The organism is Halochromatium roseum, assembly GCF_016653315.1.
GTDB classification, from domain to species: Bacteria; Pseudomonadota; Gammaproteobacteria; order Chromatiales; family Chromatiaceae; genus Lamprobacter; species Lamprobacter roseus.
On record NZ_NHSH01000074.1, the window covers coordinates 1 to 12,287 of the forward strand.

11 protein-coding genes and 3 tRNA genes are annotated in these 12,287 nt (G+C 61.5%); 6 read left to right on the forward strand and 8 right to left on the reverse strand.

All coding sequences use genetic code 11. From position 1 onward, the window contains the following. Positions 1 to 187, reverse strand: a 187-nt coding sequence (locus tag CCR96_RS24255) for a hypothetical protein (protein ID WP_207192036.1), incomplete at its 3' end; no start/stop codon positions are given. 181 nt (positions 188 to 368) lie between these two features. On the opposite strand from CCR96_RS24255, the gene CCR96_RS20525 reads away from it, so the two are divergent. Next, positions 369 to 677 carry a CCDC90 family protein gene (locus tag CCR96_RS20525; protein ID WP_201223022.1) on the forward strand — a complete coding sequence of 103 codons (309 nt, stop codon included), beginning with the start codon at positions 369 to 371 and terminating at the stop codon, positions 675 to 677. Between the two features lie 233 nt (positions 678 to 910). Here CCR96_RS20525 and CCR96_RS20530 read toward each other — a convergent pair. The 3 genes from CCR96_RS20530 to CCR96_RS20540 all read right to left on the reverse strand — a co-directional run bounded on the left by CCR96_RS20530 (position 911) and on the right by CCR96_RS20540 (position 1,306). Beyond that, a tRNA-His gene (locus CCR96_RS20530) sits at positions 911 to 986 on the reverse strand. Between the two features lie 81 nt (positions 987 to 1,067). Further along, positions 1,068 to 1,144 (reverse strand) — tRNA-Arg (locus CCR96_RS20535). An 85-nt stretch (positions 1,145 to 1,229) separates the two neighbouring features. After that, positions 1,230 to 1,306: transfer RNA gene (locus CCR96_RS20540), tRNA-Pro, on the reverse strand. 200 nt (positions 1,307 to 1,506) lie between these two features. Between CCR96_RS20540 and folD the strand changes: the two genes are divergently transcribed. Further along, positions 1,507 to 2,364 carry a bifunctional methylenetetrahydrofolate dehydrogenase/methenyltetrahydrofolate cyclohydrolase FolD gene (gene folD / locus CCR96_RS20545; protein WP_201223024.1) on the forward strand — a complete coding sequence of 286 codons (858 nt, stop codon included), beginning with the start codon at positions 1,507 to 1,509 and terminating at the stop codon, positions 2,362 to 2,364. Between the two features lie 142 nt (positions 2,365 to 2,506). Here folD and cysS read toward each other — a convergent pair whose 3' ends face one another. After that, the gene (gene cysS, locus CCR96_RS20550) at positions 2,507 to 3,895 is read right to left on the reverse strand and encodes a cysteine--tRNA ligase (protein ID WP_201223026.1); all 1,389 of its coding nucleotides are present in this window, start codon (positions 3,893 to 3,895) and stop codon (positions 2,507 to 2,509) included. Between the two features lie 234 nt (positions 3,896 to 4,129). Here cysS and CCR96_RS20555 point away from each other — a divergent pair, with 234 nt between their 5' ends. Continuing rightward, on the forward strand, positions 4,130 to 4,618 hold the full coding sequence (locus tag CCR96_RS20555) for a peptidylprolyl isomerase (protein ID WP_201223249.1): 489 nt from the start codon (positions 4,130 to 4,132) through the stop codon (positions 4,616 to 4,618). A gap of 33 nt (positions 4,619 to 4,651) precedes the next feature. Continuing rightward, on the forward strand, positions 4,652 to 5,437 hold the full coding sequence (locus CCR96_RS20560) for a UDP-2,3-diacylglucosamine diphosphatase (RefSeq protein WP_242519254.1): 786 nt from the start codon (positions 4,652 to 4,654) through the stop codon (positions 5,435 to 5,437). A 15-nt stretch (positions 5,438 to 5,452) separates the two neighbouring features. Here the strand turns inward: CCR96_RS20560 and CCR96_RS20565 are convergent, their stop codons facing one another. Genes CCR96_RS20565 through CCR96_RS20575 form a run of 3 tightly spaced genes read right to left on the reverse strand, consistent with a single transcriptional unit; the run spans position 5,453 to position 8,473 of the window. Continuing rightward, complete coding sequence (locus tag CCR96_RS20565) at positions 5,453 to 5,806, reverse strand: hypothetical protein (protein ID WP_201223028.1); 354 nt, start codon at positions 5,804 to 5,806, stop codon at positions 5,453 to 5,455. 2 nt (positions 5,807 to 5,808) lie between these two features. Further along, positions 5,809 to 6,951 carry a phytoene/squalene synthase family protein gene (locus CCR96_RS20570; protein WP_201223030.1) on the reverse strand — a complete coding sequence of 381 codons (1,143 nt, stop codon included), beginning with the start codon at positions 6,949 to 6,951 and terminating at the stop codon, positions 5,809 to 5,811. Beyond that, complete coding sequence (locus CCR96_RS20575) at positions 6,932 to 8,473, reverse strand: phytoene desaturase (RefSeq protein WP_242519255.1); 1,542 nt, start codon at positions 8,471 to 8,473, stop codon at positions 6,932 to 6,934. Before CCR96_RS20575 ends, CCR96_RS20570 begins: the two co-directional genes overlap by 20 nt. A 255-nt stretch (positions 8,474 to 8,728) precedes the next feature. Here CCR96_RS20575 and CCR96_RS20580 point away from each other — a divergent pair, with 255 nt between their 5' ends. Together CCR96_RS20580 and CCR96_RS20585 are read left to right on the forward strand one after the other, a co-directional pair. After that, positions 8,729 to 10,837 carry a DUF2868 domain-containing protein gene (locus CCR96_RS20580; RefSeq protein ID WP_201223031.1) on the forward strand — a complete coding sequence of 703 codons (2,109 nt, stop codon included), beginning with the start codon at positions 8,729 to 8,731 and terminating at the stop codon, positions 10,835 to 10,837. Further along, positions 10,837 to 12,276 carry a GTPase/DUF3482 domain-containing protein gene (locus CCR96_RS20585; RefSeq protein ID WP_201223033.1) on the forward strand — a complete coding sequence of 480 codons (1,440 nt, stop codon included), beginning with the start codon at positions 10,837 to 10,839 and terminating at the stop codon, positions 12,274 to 12,276. Before CCR96_RS20580 ends, CCR96_RS20585 begins: the two co-directional genes overlap by 1 nt. Positions 12,277 to 12,287: the final 11 nt, after the last annotated feature.

Consider the following 12,287-nt stretch of genomic DNA (forward strand, 5'->3'; position numbering starts at 1 on the left):
GGTGCAAAGCTTCTTTGTCCAGGCACTGCAACTCGATGAGTTTACCCTTCGGTTGGAGGGCGTGGAGACCGGTTCTATCGAGGCTTGAACCGGCCAGCATGGCTTTTTTGAACTCCGAAACGTGAGTTATGAGTCTGTCCTTCTCTTGACGATACGGCCGGGTGGCTTTCGCGGCAGCTTGCCGCAAGCGCGATCCTATCTGCAATGCGGCTTCCGGTCACCCGAGCGGTCCTGGCATGGGTGTTCTAGAGCTGGATATCTTGCAAAATCATGGGCCATGATCCTGTCACCTCCTTGATAGCAACAGATCGGTAGCACTGCCCGGATTTTTGCAACACCAAGTCAATCCGCCGACACGGATACCGATGATGGCAACACTGACATTCGACACCCACAAGTTCATTCAGGCCCTGGAAACGACGGGCTTCAGTCGCGATCAGGCCGAGGGGCTGGCCGAAGCGCTCAAACAGATCCAGGAAGAGCAGCGCCCGGTGACCCAGGAGTATCTGGACTACCGACTCAAGAGCGAACTGGCGGAACTCAAGCTCGATCTGATCAAGTGGGTGACCGGCGCGCTGGTCGCCCAAGCTCCTATAACCCCACTGCCCCGTTGGTCGGCGCGACCAAATCCAAGACAGAATGGGCGTTATGAAGGCGGCTATGGACGGTCAAGCTGACTGGGAGGAAGAGCAGGTCCAACCGCGGCTTCGGCAAAGTGAACCTAAAACGAGCAGATGCCGTTGCGTCCGCAAGTGAGAGTTTTCGCGGGCTTAACATGTCGAAGGAGTGTTGTTCGCCGCCGAGGCGAACTTTCAAAATTGGCGCAGCCCGAGATCCTTGGAACCTGGGCCGCCAATAGGAAAAGAAAAAGCGCTTCGGTTTCCCGTAAGCGCTTGTTTTTCTTTTTTCTTGGGGTGGACGATGGGGATCGAACCCACGACCGCAGGAGCCACAATCCTGTGCTCTACCAACTGAGCTACGTCCACCATTGAAACCAAATCCGCCGCTGCACGGCGGATGACGACATCAAAGCTCTGTCATTTCAGCGCCTGTGTCAAGGGAGCGTTTGGCACGCCCGGCAGGACTCGAACCTGCGACCAACGGCTTAGAAGGCCGTTGCTCTATCCAGCTGAGCTACGGGCGCTCGTGTCATCGGTCGTTGCCTACTGGAGAAGTTCCAATCTTCGTCTGCTCTTGTGAGCATAGGCAGGCGCTCGAAGCACCAAATGTGGTCGGGGTAGAGGGATTCGAACCCCCGACATCCTGCTCCCAAAGCAGGCGCGCTACCAGACTGCGCTATACCCCGATATACGATTGCATCGCGGCAAGCTCGAGCGAACCGACCCAGCTTGCCACTGCCCAACCTTGGAATGGCTAAGCCGATATAGAGTACGCGGTTGGGGTTCTTTCGTCAATGCGTCGGTCAACCTGCTTGCGCCAGACCAATGCAGTTGGACCACGACCGGGTTAGCATTGCAGGCTAGCCTGACTGGGAGCACAGCACAGATGAGCGCACAGATTCTTGACGGCAAAGCGATCGCAGCCGAAGTCCGCACCGATGTGGCAGCGAGTGTCGCGGCGCGCTTGAAAACGGGCCGAACGACACCCGGTCTTGCAGTTGTTCTCGTCGGCGAGAATCCGGCCTCGCAGGTCTATGTGCGCAACAAGCGCAAGGCTTGCGCCGAGGTGGGGTTCCACTCGGAACTGCACGAGCTATCTGGCAGTGTCTCGCAAGCAGAGCTGCTCGACGTGGTCGATCGGCTGAATGCCGATCCGGCCATCCACGGCATTCTCGTGCAGCTTCCGCTACCGGCGCAGATCGATCCCGAGGCCGTGATCGAGCGCATCTTGCCGACCAAGGATGTCGACGGTTTCCATCCCTATAATGTCGGCCGACTGTCGCTGCGCATGCCGGTGCTGCGCCCATGCACACCGAAGGGCGTGATGACGCTGCTCGAGCGTACCGGACAACCGTTGGAAGGCTTGGATGCCGTCGTGATCGGCCAGTCGAATATTGTCGGTCGCCCGATGGCGCTGGAGCTACTCGCAGCACGCTGCACCATCAGCGTTTGTCATAGCCGAACCAAAGCCCTCGCCGAAAAGGCCCGCGCTGCCGATCTGTTGGTGGTCGCGATTGGCCGTGAACGATTCGTACCCGGCGATTGGATCAAGCCCGGAGCCATCGTGATCGATGTCGGCATGAATCGCGACGCCGCCGGCAAGCTCTGCGGCGATGTCGACTTTGAAGCCGCACAACCGCATGCCAGCTGGATCACACCCGTGCCCGGCGGCGTTGGACCCATGACGATCGCCAGCCTGCTGGAGAATACCTTGCAGGCCGCTGACCTTGCCGACAACCGCTGAAGTCTAGTGGCTCAGGGGCCATGCCGAGATGCGGCATTAGCCGCATGGCAGCGCGGCAGCATGATGGCATGCCAGGCCAGCATGGCAGCATGGCAGCATGGCAGCATGATGGCACGCCAGGCCAGCACGCCAGCTAGGCTCCTTAGCCGCGGCGCCAGGTGGTGCCGCCGGCACCGTCCTCGAGCTGAATCCCAGCGGCCTGCAACTGGTCGCGAAGACGATCAGCTTCGGCGAAGTTGCGTGCCCGCCGCGCCTCGGCACGCGCCGCGATCAAACCCTCAATCTCGGCATCACTCGGACCCGACGTCCGCGCCGCCCCTTCGCCACGCAGGTAGGCATCGGGTTCTTGCTCAAGCAGGCCGAGTACGCCTGCAAGCTCGCGCAGCACGGCGCCAAGCCCAGCCGCGGCCAGTGGATCGGTGTCACGGAGTCGGTTGATCTCGCGCGCTAGATCGAACAGCACCGCCAGCGCCTCGGGGGTATTGAAATCATCGTCCATCGCCGCCTTAAAGCGCTCCCGCGCCTGCTCGCCCCCAGCCGACGCTGCCGCCGGTAGCCCACGGAGGGCCGTATACAGCCTGGTGAGCGCGGCGCGGGCGCCATCGAGTTGGCTGTCGTCGTAGTTGAGCGGGCTGCGGTAATGACTGCCGAGGATGAAGTAGCGCACCTCCTCGGGTTGGTAGCGCTCAAGGATCTCGCGCACGGTGAAGAAGTTACCCAGCGACTTCGACATCTTCTCGTCGTTGACGCGGACGAAACCGTTGTGAATCCAGACGTTGACGAATGGCTCACCGGTCGCGCCCTCCGACTGCGCGATCTCGTTCTCGTGATGTGGGAACTGCAGATCAGCGCCACCGCCGTGGATGTCGAAATGGTTACCGAGTCGGCAGGTCGACATGGCCGAGCACTCGATGTGCCAACCCGGGCGGCCCTCGCCCCAAGGCGCGGCCCAAGCCGGCTCACCGGGCTTGGCCGCCTTCCAGAGCGCGAAGTCGAGCGGATCACGCTTGGCTTCGTCGACCTCGACCCGGGCGCCAGCCCGCAGATCCTTGGGGTCTTTCCCGGACAGGCGACCGTAGCCGGGAAAGCTCGCGACGGCGTAGTAGACATCACCGTTATCAGCCACGTAGGCATGGCCATTGTCGATCAGGCGCTGGATCATCGCCACGATCTCGTCGATATGGGCTGTCGCGCGCGGCTCGTCTGCAGGCGGCAGGATGCCAAGCGCGGCCGCGTCTTCGTGCATGGCAGCGATGAAACGCTCGGTCAGGTCGCCGAACGCCTCGCCGTTTTCGGCCGCACGCGCCAAGATCTTGTCGTCGATGTCCGTGATGTTGCGGACATAGTTGACCTCGAAGCCGCTGCGCATCAGCCAACGGTAGATCACATCGAACACCACCAGCACCCGCGCATGACCAAGATGGCAGTAGTCGTAGACGGTCATGCCACAGACGTACATCCGGACCTTACCGGGCTCGATCGGCTGGAACGGGGCCTTGCGGCGAGTCAGGCTATTGTGGATGTGCAACATATCAGGTGAGGTCTATGCAGGACGGAAATGGATACTAGCGTACCTAGCAGATCGCCACCTCGGAGGATGGAGCGTTTGTTTCACGGTAACAAAAGGGCGCGGGTAGACCAAAACGAGTCGCTGAATGCCAATCCGCGGCTCAACGCGAGCGCGGCCGCGGGCACGAATCGGCGCCGATGGGCGAATCTAGCGCGTAGTTTTGATAAGCTGAAGCCAGAAACCACGGAGACACCTATGATTAAGCTTCAGACCAACCACGGCGACATCCTGATCGAACTCGATTACGACAAGGCACCCGTCACTGCCGATAATTTCGAGCAGTACGTTCGCGACGGCCACTACGACGGCACGCTGTTCCATCGCGTGATCGACGGCTTCATGATTCAGGGTGGCGGCATGGACGTCAACTTCACACCAAAACCGACCCGGCCGCCGATCGAGAACGAGGCCAACAACGGTCTCAAGAACACGACCGGCTCGGTCGCGATGGCACGTACCAACGACCCGCATTCCGCCTCGTCTCAATTCTTCATCAACGTCTCGGACAACAGCTTCCTTGACCATCCGGGGCAAGATGGGTGGGGCTACTGCGTGTTCGGCCGAGTCATTGAAGGCATGGACGTCGTCAACGCCATCAAAAACAGCAAGACGGGTGGTCGCCAAGGCCATCAAGACGTTCCGATCGACGATGTCATCATCGAGAAGGCCGAGATTACTGATTGAACAATTGTCCGCCTGTCCGCCAGCTCCGGGCAAATGCTGAGTAAAGTCGCCGCTCGGCGGATGCAAGACCCGCCCGTAGGCGAGACGCTGTTCATCTCGGATCTGCATCTCTCGCCACGGCGGCCTGCACTCATCCGGCTCTTCATCGAGTTTCTCGAGCAGCGCGCGCCAGCGGCAACTCAACTCTTCATTCTTGGCGACCTGTTCGATGCCTGGATCGGTGACGACGACGACCCGCTGCCCGAGGTGCGAGCCGCGCTCAAGCGGCTCACTGACCGGGGCACCCGCTGCTTGATCATGCATGGCAACCGCGACTTCCTGCTTGGACGGCGATTCGCGCGGACGACCGGCTGTGAGCTGATTCGCGACCCTTGCCTGATCCAGCTCGACGACGAGCCAATCTTGCTCATGCACGGTGATCTGCTCTGCACCGATGACCTAGCCTACCAGCGCTTTCGACGGCGAGTGCGAAATCCGATCGTGCAGCGCCTGTTCCTCTGGTCGCCGCTGAGCAAACGACGAGGCATCGCCGCCCGCTATCGACAGCGCAGCGGTGAGGCGATGGCGCAAAAGCCCGACGCGATCATGGATGTGAACAGCGCGGCGGTCAGCAAGCAGATGCGCCGCGCTGGCGTGCGCCGGCTGATCCATGGACATACGCATCGGCCGCAGGATCATGCCCTAGAACTCGACGGTCAGCCGGCGCTGAGACAGGTGTTATGCGACTGGACGGACGATCGTGGCGAGCTTCTCGTACATCAGTCAGGCACTTGGCGCCGGGAGCCTTGGGTAGCTACCGGCGCTGGTTACACGCCCTGACCAATCAAAAACCCCTCATCCGTTGGCGAAATCCAGCCCCAACTTGTTGTAGTGGGTCCGAATGACAATCCAGCCCGTGTAGGCGATGATCAGGATCAGCAGCCCGAAAAGATCGAACAGAGAGAGATAGAGCTTCAGGTCAGACAGGAAGTAGCCACCGATGAGCAGTAGCGACGCAAAAGCGCCATAAAACAGGAAAAAGGGCATAAACGACATGCCCATCGCGGTCCAGACGGGATCAACCTCACCCCGACCGCCGTTCGCGTCCGCACGCTCGCGGGCGCTGATCACCAAATTACGATGCCGCGCACTGCGCCAGATGTAGAAGGCGCCAAGCACCAGCGCCACGATGCCGATGTAATAGCTCAAAATCAACCTCCTCCGGTGGAGACCCGCATTAGACTGCCATCCTGGCCGAGTGACGCCATCCGTTGACGCTCGTCTAGGGTCGCAAACAGGTCTAGAACCCAGATCAGCTTCTCACCGACCGATTGCGGGCTATCTTGGCCGATCTGACGCTGGCTTGCAGCTTGGCCTGAACGCAAAACAGCCCCCCGCGACCTTGCCAGGCCCTCCTTCGCCGCGGCCGCACTGACCAGGAATTGATTCTCGGGCAGCGCCGATTCAGCACAGCTTCGGCCCGGAAAGGGTGTCGCAGCAATCGCTCGACTTAAGAGTGTCACCTTTCGACCCGGCGGCACAACCGCGCGCGTTGTCACGGAATCGTAGCCGTTGCGCGTAACCTCGCGACCGATCTCGGCATAGAGCAGACGGGCGGCATAGATGCCGGGCCGGCAAGACACCGGCAGCTTGGCGATACCGGACTCGGCGCGCTGATAGATCGCTTCGGCCATGTCTAGGACACGCTTGACCACAGCGCCAACCGCGTCGTTAAAGGTCGGATTGGCCAGCCAGGCCTCGATATCCAAGCCCTCCTCGCGCAGCCACGCCTTCGGCAGGTAGACACGTCCGTTGCGCGCATCTTCACCAACGTCGCGACAGATGTTGGTCAGCTGCATCGCACTACCGAGATCACAGGCGCGTGCCAGCACGCTCGGCGAGCGGGCCCCCATGATCACGGTCATCATGGCGCCAACCGCAGCGGCAACCCGGGCCGAATAGTCGAGCACGCCCTCGATGGTCTCGTAACTGCGCCCCTCGGCATCCCAAGCAAAGCCTTCGAGCAAGGCCTCCGGCAGCGCGCGCGGCAGGTCGAAACGCTCGACTGTCGCGGCAAAGGCGCGATCGGGAGCCAACGGCAATGGCCGCCCCTGATAGACGCGCTCAAGTCGCTCGCGCAATTGCTCCAAGGCGGCTCGCTGGTCAAGCTGTTCGTCGATCGCATCATCGGCAACGCGGCAGAATGCATAGAGCGCCGCCGCCGGGTCGCGGATCATCTTCGGCAGGAAGAAGGACGCGGCGAAGAATGACTTCGAGCCGGTACTCAACATCTGCCGACAAGCAGCGAGATCGGCTGCTTCCGAGGTTTGGGTTTCACGCAAAAACAGAGGCATCGGGGACCACCGTATCCAGTACACGCGCTGTCGAGATGACGCCGGGAACCCCCGCTCCGGGATGCGTACCAGCGCCGACCATGTAGAGGTGCTCGACCTCTTCGCTCTTGTTGTGCGGTCTGAACCAAGCGCTCTGCAGCAGCACCGGCTCGAGACTAAACCCAGCACCCTTGACCGAGCAGAGACGCTGCTCGAAGTCGTTGGGCGTGGTAATCATCGACACCGCTAGCTCATCCTCAAGATGAGGCAGCAGGGTATCGGAAAGATAGGCCGAAATCGCGCGCCGATAAGGCTCTGCGCGCTCCGACCAATCGACGTCGGCATCCAGGTGTGGTACCGGCGCGAGGACGTAGAAGGTATCGCAGCCCTCTGGCGCTAGCGACGGATCGGTCGCGGTCGGGCGATGCAGGTAGAGACTGAAATCGTCCGCCAGCACCTTGCGATTGAAGATATCTTGCAACAGCCCCTTATAGCGCGGCCCAAGCAGGATACTGTGATGCTTCACATCTTCATAGCGCCGCTTGGTGCCGAAGTACCAGACGAAGAGGCCGTTCGAGTACTGCGCTTTGTCGAGCTTGCGATCCGTCCAATGCTTACGCTCGATACCCGGCAACAAGTGCTTGTAGGTCCAAGCGACATCGGCATTGGAGACCACCACGTCGGCCGCGATCTGCTCGCCATCCTTGAGCTTGACGCCGGTCGCCTTGCCGTTCACAACGGTGATCTCGGCAACCTCGGCCTTCAGGCGCAGCTCGCTGCCCTGGCCCTCAATGAGGCTCACCAGACCGTTGACGATGGCGCCCGTACCGCCCATGGCCGAGTGCACGCCCCAGTGCCGCTCGAGGAAGGAGATCAGAGAGTAGATCGAGGTCACCGTAAACGGATTGCCGCCGATCAGCAGCGGATGGAACGACAGGGCCACTCGCAGGCGCTCGTTCTTTACATACTGCGAGACCATGGCGTAGACGCTACGATAGCTGCGCAGTGCAACCATCTTCGGTACGATCTTCGCCATGTCCTGCCACTGGGTGAAGGGGACATGGCCAAGCTCGACGAAACCGACCTTGAAGATCTCTTCACTCGCTTTGATGAAGCGCTCATAGCCGGCAACATCCTCGGGCGCTAAGCGCTGCACCTGTGCGCGCATCGCATCGGCATCGCCGTTGGTGTCAAACACCTCGCCATCATCGAAACGGATGCGATAGAAGGGGTCCATCGGACGCAAGTCGATGTCTTCCTTGAAGCTGCGACCACACATCTGCCAGAGCTCTTCGAGCAAGAAGGGCGCGGTGATGATGGTCGGACCGGCATCAAACTTGAAGCCGTCGAGTTCGTGCACGTAAGCACGGCCGCCCGGAGCATCCAATTTCTCAACAACGGTTACCCGGTAGCCGCGGGCGCCCAAACGAATCGCCGCGGCCAGCCCGCCAAAGCCGCTTCCGATGATCACGGCGTGAGGCTGGCGCCCTGTTTGCAGCGCGCGAGCGGCAATCGTTCCTGCCTGGGGTGGGTCAGTAGTCAAAGTGTCAACTCAAGCTGATGTCAATCATGCCTGACAGTATAGCAGCCGAAATTTTTCCTGCGCCAGCAGCGTTCGCTGCATTCGTCCATGTCTCTTGCCTTATGTCAAGCACCACGCCACAGGCTTGATCCTTAGACCATGGCCGTTATACCTTCCATCCAGAATCCAAATAACGGCGTGGCGCATGAATGGTTCGCGTGGTCTCTGCGAGCCATCCGGGCAAGCCATCTCACCGGTGAGTCGTACACTTAATTCATGCTCTCCCTTTTACGGCGTCTTGCGCCCAACCGACATAGCGCACGCGACGGCAAGTCCGGGCACTTGCGTTGGCAGGTTCCCGACCTGATCGATTTCGACTACTACGTCGATGAAGACGAACGCTTGCTGCGTGAGCACCCGGCTGAACGCCGGCACTTAGCCGAGCGCGATCGCGCTATCTACAAAGACCGGATCGAGCCGTTTATCGGCGACGCGGATGCCCATACGCGTCAGCATCGCAACCAGGCCCTGCGCTGGTGGCTCGAACGCCGACGCGATCAGGAAGAGCCGGAGATTGCGGAATTGCTTCCTGGCCAGGCCTTCGCGCGCGCGCAGCGCTTAGTCGCCACGGCGATGGGCCTGGTCGGCTTGGCGATCGGCATCGGCGCCGCATCAACGCTGCTCCATTACGAAGGCGATCATCCCGTCAATGTCTCCTGGTACCTATTCTGGCTGGTGCTGTTTCAACTGATCCTGGTCGGCACCACCTTCGGGCTTTGGTACGGCCGGCGCTCCAAGCTCATCAAGGGCGCCACACAGGACATCTCATTCCTCGGCCAGGTGTTGCGCCCCCTGTTCTCGCGCGCTGCGCGCTGGGTGCAAAAACAGCGCCTGACGCATGTGCGACCTGACCTGCAAGAGCGCGCCAAGGCCAAGCGCGGCCTGCTGCAGGCTAACTACGCGCTCTACGGCCCAGCGAGCTACTTGCCCGTGCTAGTACCCGCGCAGGTGTTTGGCATTGGCTTCAATATCGGCGTCATCTTCATGACCATGGCCCTGATCTGGTTTGCGGATCTCGGTTTCGGCTGGGGCTCGGCGATGAATATCCGCGCCGAGACCATCCAGGGCCTGATACGGTTCATCGCCCTGCCTTGGAGCTGGCTGCTCGGCGAAGGAGTAGGCCTGCCAACGCTGGATCAGATCGCTGGCACCCGCATCAGCCTCAAAGACCCCCTGTATGTGCTCGATGCTGGGCACCTACGCTCTTGGCGCTGGTTCTTGGTGCTCTCGGTGCTCACCTACGGCCTACTCCCGCGCATCGCCTTGCTCGGCCTCTCGGCCCTCAAGCAGCGGCGGGCACTGGCTGCCCTGCCCTTCACGCATCAGTCCGCGCAAGCGCCCTATGCGCGGATGATCACGCCAAGCCTCGAGACCAAGATCATCCGTAACGGCGAAGGGCCTGAGATGCCGATCCCGGCCCCGCTCAAGCCGCTCAGCAAACCGACCGCTGCACCGCGACCGGCGAAGACCGACGCTCGTGTTGAACCCAGATCTGAGCCCAGATCTGAGCCCAAATCCGAGCCCAGCGATGAGCCGCATACCACGACCGCGAGTGCACCATCGGCGGCAACGCAAACGAGGTCGGAAACAACCGCTGCAGCGCCATCACATCCACCCTCGGCACCCGAGCCCCAGCAGACACCGCCGGCACCACCATCCGCAGCCTCTAAGCCGAAACCTGAGCCGAAGCCTGAGCCGAAATCGACACCGAAGCCTGAGTCGCGCCCGGAACCGCTGCCACTGCCCGGTCCAGCGGAGACGAGCACCGGCCCGTCGACGCAACCGCCTAGCGCCCATGCAGCGCTCGAACGCACCAGCGCAACGCCTGAATCCGAGGCGCCGCCTGTGGATCGGGTCACTGTCGATGCCGATGCCTGCGTGCTGCTCCTGCATATCGATGTTGCCGACCTGCTGGCGGAGCAGGATCATGCGCGGCTGCAGCAACTGCTGCGCAGCCAGACCGGCTGGCGGGTGGCTGCCGCAGTGACCTACGGCGGCGGCCGTGCGATGGCGGATCAGACCGTCGAACTGATCAGCAATGCGATTTGGCACGCACCGCCGCCTCGGATCGCGCTGATCCAAGACGGATCACAGCCCCCGATCACCGAAAATCTCCGCTTTTTGCGCAGCGTCCGCGCCGCAGCTGGCGAGCAGGCGCAGGTATTACTGGCGCTGATTGGCGATCCTGACGACGATGAAGATGATCCGCTGCCGCCACTGAGCGATTTCGACTTTGCCGATTGGCAGCGCAAGATCGAGCAGATGGGCGACCCCTATTTGCGGCTGGTCATGCTCGCGCCGCCTGATGATGATGAGGCTGAATGATGGAAGCTCAGGTTCCTACACTCGCCATCGTTGGCCATCCGAATGCCGGAAAATCGTCGGTCGTCGCTACGCTGACCGAGAACGATCGCATCGCCATCGACAAGCGCGCCGGCACCACGACACGCTCTGACGAATATCCGGTCGAGATCGATGGCAAGGCGGTGATGCGCTTCGTCGACACGCCCGGCTTTCAGAATCCGACCGATATCCTCGAGTGGTTTCAACAGCATGCAGACGAGATCGATCTCCCGCGCGCATTCTTGAATGCGCACGCCAATGACCGGCTCTACAGTCACGACTGCGCCTTGATGCGGCCGCTTGCCGATGGCGCAGGCATCATCTTGGTGGTCGACGGCTCAAAGCGAATCAAGGAGAAGGACCGCACCGAGATGGAACTGCTGCGCCTCACCGGACGTCCGCGCATGGCCATCCTCAACAACCTGACCAGTAACACCAAGCACATGGCCGCTTGGCAGGACGCACTCAACAAGTCCTTCAACTCGGTGCGCGAGTTCAACGCGCATCGCGCCACCTATGCTGAGCGCATCGCACTCCTGAACGCCCTCAAGACCATCGACCAACGCTGGGAGCCGATGCTGCACGAGACGGTGCGCGCCTTCGAGCGCGACTGGCAGCGGCGCATTGATCACAGCGTCGATAGCATCCTCGACCTCCTGCGCAAGGCGTTGACCTTCAAGGTGGTCAAGATCGTCAAGTTGAACGAACTCAGCTCGGACCGAGAACGCGAGTCGATTCGCCAACGCCTGAACGAGAGCCTGCAGGATGGGCTCCGCACGCTCGAAACGGAGGCCCAGACCGAGATACGAACGCATTTCAAGCATCACGTCTGGAATGTCGCGCCCGACTCCTTGCTGGTCAAGGATCTGTTTTCAGACGAGGTCGAGCGCCATCTCGGTCTCAACCGGCATCAGACGGTCCTCGCGAGTGCTGCCGCGGGTGCCGCCACTGGGGGGGCGATCGATCTGGGTGTCGGGGGCCTCTCGTTCGGCGCCGGCACCCTGATCGGCGCCGGCGTTGGCGGCGTGCTCGGCGTGCTCGGCACCTCGCAGCTGGCCAAGCTCGATATCCAGCGCACACTCGGCGTCGAGCGCTTCACGCTCGGGCCGGTGAGCAACCCCCGCTTCCCGTTTGTCCTGCTCGACCGCAGCATCCTCTACTGCGCGCGCGCCATGAACTGGGCCCATGGCCGCCAGGCGGCCGATGAGAGCGCGCCCAACCGCGTTCCAGATCAGGCGCCGAAGAAGCAGCGTGGATTTACCGAGGCCCTCGACGGCGAAGATCATAAGGTCCTGGCCAAATTCTTTGCCGCCGCCCGCAAGGGCAAGCATTCCACACAGGAACAGCGCGTCCGCGAGATCTTAGGCAGCATCCTGCACGATCTGTCCACCGACAAGATCGACAGCCGCGCAAATCTCTAAGGTTCGTCTTT

Bases quoted from the DNA above. Each gene is read 5' to 3' on its own strand.
- CCR96_RS20525 (WP_201223022.1), top strand. From the start codon at position 369: ATGGCAACACTGACATTCGACACCCACAAGTTCATTCAGGCCCTGGAA.
- folD (WP_201223024.1), top strand. From the start codon at position 1,507: ATGAGCGCACAGATTCTTGACGGCAAAGCGATCGCAGCCGAAGTCCGC.
- cysS (WP_201223026.1), bottom strand. From the start codon at position 3,895: ATGTTGCACATCCACAATAGCCTGACTCGCCGCAAGGCCCCGTTCCAG.
- CCR96_RS20555 (WP_201223249.1), top strand. From the start codon at position 4,130: ATGATTAAGCTTCAGACCAACCACGGCGACATCCTGATCGAACTCGAT.
- CCR96_RS20560 (WP_242519254.1), top strand. From the start codon at position 4,652: ATGCTGAGTAAAGTCGCCGCTCGGCGGATGCAAGACCCGCCCGTAGGC.
- CCR96_RS20570 (WP_201223030.1), bottom strand. From the start codon at position 6,951: ATGCCTCTGTTTTTGCGTGAAACCCAAACCTCGGAAGCAGCCGATCTC.
- CCR96_RS20580 (WP_201223031.1), top strand. From the start codon at position 8,729: ATGCTCTCCCTTTTACGGCGTCTTGCGCCCAACCGACATAGCGCACGC.
- CCR96_RS20585 (WP_201223033.1), top strand. From the start codon at position 10,837: ATGGAAGCTCAGGTTCCTACACTCGCCATCGTTGGCCATCCGAATGCC.